Origin of the sequence: Limnobacter olei (assembly GCF_029087225.1) — a bacterium.
Lineage (GTDB): Bacteria > Pseudomonadota > Gammaproteobacteria > Burkholderiales > Burkholderiaceae_B > Limnobacter > Limnobacter olei.
This window is the reverse complement of record NZ_JARFJD010000026.1, coordinates 50,468-58,044: the sequence shown is the minus strand read 5'-3', so window position 1 is coordinate 58,044 and position 7,577 is coordinate 50,468. Positions and strand designations below refer to the sequence as shown.

Genomic DNA, 7,577 nt, shown 5'->3' with positions numbered 1-7,577 from the left:
CACCGCCTTGCCGGCTTTGCAAGGCTTCCCGGCGGCCTCGCAGCGCGGGGCGACTCCGAAAGGAGTCGATGTGAAGACGCTTACGCGTTTCGCATGCGCCAAGCCAGAGGCATCAAGCCGGCTCTGAAGCCTTGCTTAGGCAAGGTGATGTGGGCACCCACACCGAAGCTTGGCCGCGCATGGGCCAGGGCATGCAGCGTTCAGGTCTTCCGAACCACTACGCTGCCAATCGAATAACCCGCGCCGAAGGAGCAGATGACGCCCACATCGCCGCTGCCCAAATCATCTTTGTGGCGGTGAAACGCGATCACAGAACCCGCCGAGGCGGTATTGGCGAATTCATCAAGAATGACAGGTGCTTTGTCGGCCGTGAATTCACTGCTGCCCAGCAGTTTTTTGGCAATGAGCTGGTTCATGGCCAGGTTGGCCTGGTGCAGCCAATAGCGGCGCACATCAGTGGCCGAACTCAAACCCAGACTTTGCAAATGGGTGCTCATGTGCTCGGCAGCCATAGGGCAGACTTCCTTGAATACTTTGCGGCCTTCCTGCATGAACAGTTTGTCGCGACCGTCGTGGTCGGCGTCCTCAGACCGGTTCAGGAAACCAAAGTTGTTGCGAATGTTGTTCGAAAACTTGGTGGCCAGCTTGGTGCCCAACACCTCCCAGCTACCGGGTTTGGCGTCTTCCAGGCGCTGCACAATGACAGCCGTGCACACATCGCCGAAAATAAAGTGACAATCGCGGTCCAGCCAGGCCTGGTGGCCCGAGGTAATTTCCGGGTTCACCATCAATACGGCGCGGGCTGTGCCGCTACGCACTGCGTTCACCGCCTGCTCAATCCCGAAAGTGGCAGAAGAACAGGCCACATTCATGTCGTAGCCGAAACCTTCAATGCCCAAGGCTTCCTGAATTTCAATGGCCATGGCCGGGTAGGCGCGTTGCATGTTCGAAGCTGAACAAATCACGGCATCAATGTCAGCGGCGGTAAGCCCCGCGTCGTCCATCGCTTTGCGGCCAGCGTCCACGGCAATTTCTGCCATCATCGACAGTTCGGAATTCGGGCGCTCTTTGAAGTAAGGGTGCAGACGGTCCGGGTTCAGAATGCCTTCCTTTTCCATCACGTAGCGTTGCTTGATGCCCGATGCGCTTTCAATGAAGGCCGAGTTGGAGGGCTGTAATGCCTGAAGTTCTCCGCTGGCAATCTCCGCGGCATGCTCTTCGTTGAACTTCGCTACGTAAGCATTAAATGACTCCACCAATTCATCGTTGGTGATGGTTTGGCTGGGCACGAAAAGCCCCGTGCCGCTGATGGCTACCTTGATCATTGCGCTCGTCCTGGGTGGATGATGGTGTGTTTTGTCTCTTGCGCAATGATAAAGGCAAAGGCGTTAAATTTTAAGACGCCAAGCGCATTTGTTCTACCGATAAACCCTGATCCATTGGTTCAGCCCTGCGGCCAATCCCCTCATAAACAAGGCCGTAGTCCGCCAGCAGTGCGGGGTCATACAGGTTTCTACCGTCGAAAACTGCCTTTTGGCGAAGCGTGCGGCTCAACATTAAAAAGTCTGGGCTCTTGAACATGCGCCACTCGGTACACACAATCAAGGCATCTGCATTGAACAAGGTCTCTTCCTGGGTTTTAGCAATTTCGAATTCGCCCAGTAAGGGGCCGTCTTGCCGGAATGCGGCCAGATCTTCTTCCATGGCGCGGCGCGCAGTTTCGTTGGCCACCGGGTCAAAGGCCTGAACTTTGGCACCCCGTAGTACCAGTTCCGCGGCAATGGTGCGGCTGCTGGCCTCGCGCATGTCATCGGTTTCCGGCTTGAAGGCCAGCCCCCACATGGCAAAGGTCATGTCGCTGAGGTCTTCGCCGAAGCGCTGAATAATTTTTTCCACCAACACGCGTTTTTGGCGCTGATTGCTGTGGTTGACAGCCCGCAAAATGGACAGGTTCTCGCCCGCTTCCTCGCCGGTTTGAATCAGTGCGCGGACATCCTTGGGGAAGCACGACCCACCATAACCACAACCTGCGTACAGAAAAGAGAAGCCAATGCGGGGATCTGAGCCGATGCCAGCGCGCACCTGTTCAATGTCAGCACCGATTTTTTCAGCAAGGTTGGCCAGCTCGTTCATGAAGCTGATGCGGGTAGCCAGCATGGCGTTGGCGGCGTATTTGGTCAATTCAGCAGAGCGAACATCCATGCACATCAGGCGCTCGTGGTGGCGCTGGAAGGGGGCATACAGCGACTTCATCATGCGCAAGGCGCGTTGCCCTGCGGGGGTGTTGTCGGTGCCCAGTACAATGCGGTCAGGGCGCAGGAAATCGTCAATTGCCGCGCCTTCTTTCAAGAATTCAGGATTCGACACCACTGTGAAGGCATGCAGGGCATTGCGTTGCACCAGCACGCGGCGCACTTCATCGGCCACTCGCTCGCCAGTGCCCACAGGCACAGTCGATTTGTTGATGATGACTTTAAAGCCGTTCATGTGTGTGGCAATTTGCTGGGCCACTTTAACCACGTGGCGCAAATCAGCGCTGCCATCCTCGCGAGGCGGCGTGCCCACGCAAATAAAAATCAGTTCGGCGTGGTTTACCGCGTCTTCAATTCGGGTGGTGAAATCCAAGCGTTGCTCGCGAATGTTGCGTTCGAGCAATTCATCCAGACCAGGTTCGTAAATCGGGCTTTGCCCATTCTGAAGCTGAGTGATCTTGGCGGCGTCGATGTCGCAACACAGAATTTTGTTGCCCACTTCGGCCAAACAGGCGGCTGTAACCAAACCAACATATCCACTGCCAATGATAGAGACGCGCATGTGCTTTGCTTTGATGAGTGATCAATGCGAGCAGTGTGTTGCGGCAGTGTTGCCTGCGTTTGACAGATTTAAGACTGGATTGTGACAGCGAGAGAGGAAACTGCGGGGTAAGTAAGATTGTTGTGGCGAAGGCGGCAGGGCTTGCCGCCTTTCTAGCCACTGCATTATTGCAAAGTCAGTTTGTTGTCTTGACCGAAGCGGCGCATTTGCTGAACCACTACCAAGGCAAGCTGACCTACCACCAGGCAGCCTGCAGCCAACAAATTCGGGCCTTCAAGGTTTGTGCCATTGATGTACTGCACGCCAGCATTAACCATGAAGCCAGATGTCAATACAGACATGAACAAAATGCCAGGAGTGCGAATTACTGAGTCGATGAAGTTTTTCATTTTGATATCCCTTTTACTTTGGATGCGAAATCGGGGCTTTCGCTTTAACCCAGCAAACTGTGTTGTGTTTGCATGGTTAGTATTGTGTACAGTTGTACACTTAAAATCAATAAATAAAGTTAGAGTTATATTTCTATATTATTAAGTTATTGATTTAATTAGTATAAATTAATTTAACTGTGTGTACGATTTGTTGCTTTTTTCTAAACGTAATGCCCAAACCGATTCGCCAAGGTCTGGGTAGTTCAAAACAAATCCCCTGAAAAGCAGCGGTGTTTGTTCAATGTGCCCGGGAACCGGCCAGTTGAACAACACCTCAACTTTTCTATTCTTGTAAAGGGGGTGCAGTACTTCCTGTTCAAACTCAACCAACACGTTGGGTGCCAGCAAATCGGTAATTTTTTGTCCAGTCAGGGTTGATTTCACATTCATTCCCTGCAACAACAACAGGGCTGCCGGGTTGGCCAGTTTTATCCGGCGTGATTCATCCAGTGTAATGACGCCATCGGGCGCGTGCGTGATCAGCTCTTCCAGTGAGTGCATGTCTTTCCAGAGCATGCGCGCTTCAGTCTCATCGCGGAATGACTTGGTGAAACCAATCAACTGTCTATCCCTGCTGTAGATCGGCGACAAATTCATGCGCAGGTGGATCCGTTGCGCAGAATCATTCGTTCGCAGGGTTTGAATGTTTTTAAGTGTCTCCCCCTGCGCTGCGCGTTGGTGGAGTCGTTTTTCGGAGGATCGCAGTTCTTCCGGCACTGTCAGGTTTTGTTCTTGATCGTAGAGAACACTGGCCTGGTCCAGTCCGAATAACTCCTCTGCAGCCCGGTTCCACACCAAAATTCTTCCAAGAGTGTCCTCGGCAATCAGGGCTTCGGATGAGTTGTTTACCATGTGTTGATGTAAGGTCAGGGTGTTGTGAGTATCCATGGCCTTTTTCAGTTTGAATGCAGCAAAAACACTGAGTGAAATACCGAGCAAAATCCAGGCAAGGTAAATTGGATTGTGTCCGCTGCTTTTTGCCGGATTTACAGGCCAGTACTCCAGTCGCCAACTGCGGTTACCCAGTTGTACATCTCGCGTTGCTGCCGTGTGTGGAAACAGGGAGACATTTTTTGGTTCAACATTGTCGAAAAAAAGCATCGGCTTGTCGGCTTCTTCGAGTACAAAAATTCGCACTTGTAAATCGGGTTGCTGTGTCATCCAGGGTTTCAGGAAGCGGTCGATTGAAATTGGAAAAGACACCCAACCCAACAATTCCTTGTAGCGCACACCAAGATCACTTGATGGTATGGGTTTGTTGAACACTGGCATCAGCATCGTGAACCCCATACGCCCAACATCGGCGTTTTGAATCATGGTAATGGGCTTTGATACGGCCAGTCCGGCCCTTGAAAAGGCACTGAGGCAGTTTTCTCGACGAATGTTTTCGGAGCCCAAATCGAGACCCTGTGCCGAGTAGTTTTCCTTGGCTGGTTCAATGTACTGCATCACGAAACGGTCTTGCGAAGAGGGGCTGATAAAACGGATCTGAAAATCTTGCAGTCCTTTTGCCTGCATTTCCCGAAGAAATGCGGGCTCCTCTTTGAGGGGTACTTTCCGGGCAAATCCCAGACCAAGTGCGCCTGGAAAGTTTTGCTTTAGTTTCAGGCCAGTGACGTATTCGCTAAATCGCGATGGCGTCAATTCTTCCTGGCCAAAGGCGGTGATGAATGTGGCGGTGTTCAAAAGGCTCAGCTTGTATTCATTCACGGTTCGCTGAAGTTCGTCCGTTCGCCTGTCCAGCAAGTGTTCAAAAGCAATACGCTGGTTTTCAAGGGCGTTGTTTTGCAGCGTAATGCCGATTGCAGTGCTAAGGCCTGCGCCGAGCACACACACCACAACCGCGTAAACCCAGTTCCCGGAAAATTGTTTCATGTTTTGTATCTCAATGTGATCGGCCTGATTCTTTCAATCGGGCGCGAATGTCGTCGATCAACATGTCCGGATCAAATGGTTTGGTAATGAAATTGGTGAAACCAATGTTGAGGCATTCGTTTCTCATACTGCTGCTGACATGGCCTGAAACCGCGTAGACCAGCAGCCCTTGCAGTTCTTCATGCCGGCGGATCAGTCGTGTTGCTTCCAGACCGTCCATGACCGGCATTTGCAGATCCATCAGCACAGCATCAAAATGTGCGTTTCCGCTGGTGAGCAAGGCCAGGGCGTCAGCCCCGTTGTATACGCAGGTCACCGTAACATCCCGATTCTCCAGCAGTTTCTTGAAAACCTTGGCATTCAACGCATTGTCCTCGGCCAACAGCAGGCGAAGTGGCGTCGCACCTGTATGCTCAGGAAAAGACGTTTGTTCTTCCCTCTCATTTTCATAGACACGGCTCAAACGTTTTCGTGTCAACGGTTTCATCAACTGGCGAATATTGTGTTTCTGGGCGATCGCTGGCAAATCTTTGCCAAGCCACACGATGTGTTGGGTCAAATGTTGTTGTCTGTCCAGGAACTGGCTTAGCCAGTTCATTTTGTCTGCACCCAGCGGTTCGGGTATGTCCAGCAATACGCGGGCATTGTCGTGTATGGGCAAAACTTTTTCGGTGGTAATGTCGCGGTGGAGAAAACGGACTTGCCAGTCTGGTTCAAGTGTTATCGCAAGTTGCGGGTCCAAAGCCATGTCCCCTACGTGAAGCAACATCCGGCTGGCAGCAAGGGTCTCAGAATCTGTTTGGTCTTGCTTCAGCGCTCCATGTGTAAGTGGCAAGCGAAACTCAAATTGAGTACCAAGATTGGGTTTGCTGCGAACCTGTATGGTTCCTCCCATCACCTCGATAATTTGTCGGCAGATTGCAAGGCCTAGCCCGGCGCCGTTGTAGCGCTTTTGAAGTGATGAATCAACTTGGTAAAACGCATCAAATATCCGCTCCATGTCGCTTTGCGGAATGCCCACACCTGTGTCGGATACTTCAACAACAAGTTGGTCCCGTTCCCGGCTTTCTGTCACAACCTGGAATCGTACCGTCACACTGCCAAACATCGTGAACTTGAATGCATTGGAAATCAGGTTCTGCACCACCTGTTCAATTCGGCCTCTGTCACCCAGATAAGTGGTTCGGCTGGACGGTGGTTCAAGAAGAATCGGCTCTACACCTGGTTTCTGAAGCCATTGCTGTTGCAGCATGTTTGCCGTGTTGTCGATCAGGGTGGCCAGCTGAAAATTGCTGTCGTTGAGTCGAAAGTATCCCTGCCGAATTTTGGAGAGATCCAGAAGATCATTCACAATCACATTGACCGCTTCACTGGATTGTTTAATGGCCTTGCCCAAGTCTTGCACTTCGGTGGAGTACGTTGGCACATCCAGCATCATTGCAATGCTGTTGATCGAGGTCAGCGGAGTTCGTATTTCATGCGACACATTGGCAATCAGTCTGTCTTTTAATTCATTGGCCGATTTTGCCGATTCATAGGCAGCTTGCATGGCTTTGCGTGAGTTGTATTCATGCAAGGACATCCAGACCACAATGGCCATGGTGATCACAGCAAGCAGAACAAGAAACGGGTGAATGCCTACCGTGGGGCTCCACCCTTGTTTTGGCGCCACTTCAATGGACCATTCGCCATACGGAAAAAAAACAGTCGATGAGATAGGGTCGATTAATTGGGAATCGGGGTTGCCGTGGATGGGTACCCAGTTGGCATGCATCGGGCTTTTTTGTTGAATGCGTACAATCAGCCCCTGTTGTTCCAGTGGCTCAATTACCTTTTGTTTGACGTATTCAAAATCGATTAATACTGCTGCAAAACCCATCAAGTCGCGATTGCTGTCGGGGTTGCGTTGGCGGTAAACAGGGTATCGAAGAATCAGTGCATGACCACCTTGAACCAGTTCGCGCGGTCCTTCCAGGACGGTTTTGCCTGTTAATGCTGCCTCTTCAAGATACGGTGCGGTCAGCGGGACTTTGTAAAGATTCAGGCCAATTGCACTTTGGTTCAACGCAGGGTTCGTCAGGAATGTAAGAATTCCTTTCGGTGCGTATTGCAGACTGCGAATGGCTGGGTTTTCAACCGACAACAGCGAGGAAAACTGCTCGAAACTGGCTTGATTTAACTCTGGTGTTTGCCGCACAAACACTTCGATTGAATGCAGATTGGCGCTGGCCTTGCCCACAATCTTGTCGAGCTTGTTGGCGTGATGGTCCAGCGAGTAGCGCACCTCCGCCTTGACGCGTTGGGCCTCGCTTTGTTCCTGAATGGAATTAAACAGGAGCAGGCTGAGTACGCACGCGGAGAGAGCCACGCCAATCAACCATGGAAGCAAGCCCAAGGAGGATTGCTTGTTGCTGTTGTTGGCAGGTGTTTCGGGAAGAGGCATGGAAGAAAGGCTAA

General features: G+C 51.6%; 5 protein-coding genes. All 5 read right to left on the bottom strand.

The genetic code is table 11. The features are described from left to right. Nucleotides 1-200: 200 nt before the first annotated feature. The 5 genes from PY990_RS14000 to PY990_RS13980 all read right to left on the bottom strand — a co-directional run bounded on the left by PY990_RS14000 (nucleotide 201) and on the right by PY990_RS13980 (nucleotide 7,563). On the bottom strand, nucleotides 201-1,325 hold the full coding sequence (locus tag PY990_RS14000) for a beta-ketoacyl-ACP synthase III (RefSeq protein ID WP_275272129.1): 1,125 nt from the start codon (nucleotides 1,323-1,325) through the stop codon (nucleotides 201-203). Nucleotides 1,326-1,395: 70 nt separating this feature from the next. Next, complete coding sequence (locus PY990_RS13995) at nucleotides 1,396-2,814, bottom strand: UDP-glucose dehydrogenase family protein (RefSeq protein ID WP_275272128.1); 1,419 nt, start codon at nucleotides 2,812-2,814, stop codon at nucleotides 1,396-1,398. A gap of 164 nt (nucleotides 2,815-2,978) precedes the next feature. Then, a complete protein-coding gene (locus tag PY990_RS13990) occupies nucleotides 2,979-3,203 on the bottom strand; it encodes a hypothetical protein (RefSeq protein WP_275272127.1) in 225 nt (74 codons plus the stop codon). Between the two features lie 168 nt (nucleotides 3,204-3,371). Next, entirely contained in the window at nucleotides 3,372-5,120 is a 1,749-nt protein-coding gene (locus PY990_RS13985) for a CHASE domain-containing protein (protein WP_275272126.1), read from the bottom strand. A 10-nt stretch (nucleotides 5,121-5,130) separates the two neighbouring features. Beyond that, nucleotides 5,131-7,563 (bottom strand): ATP-binding protein, encoded by a 2,433-nt coding sequence (locus tag PY990_RS13980; protein ID WP_275272125.1) that lies wholly within the window; start codon nucleotides 7,561-7,563, stop codon nucleotides 5,131-5,133. Nucleotides 7,564-7,577 lie beyond the last annotated feature (14 nt).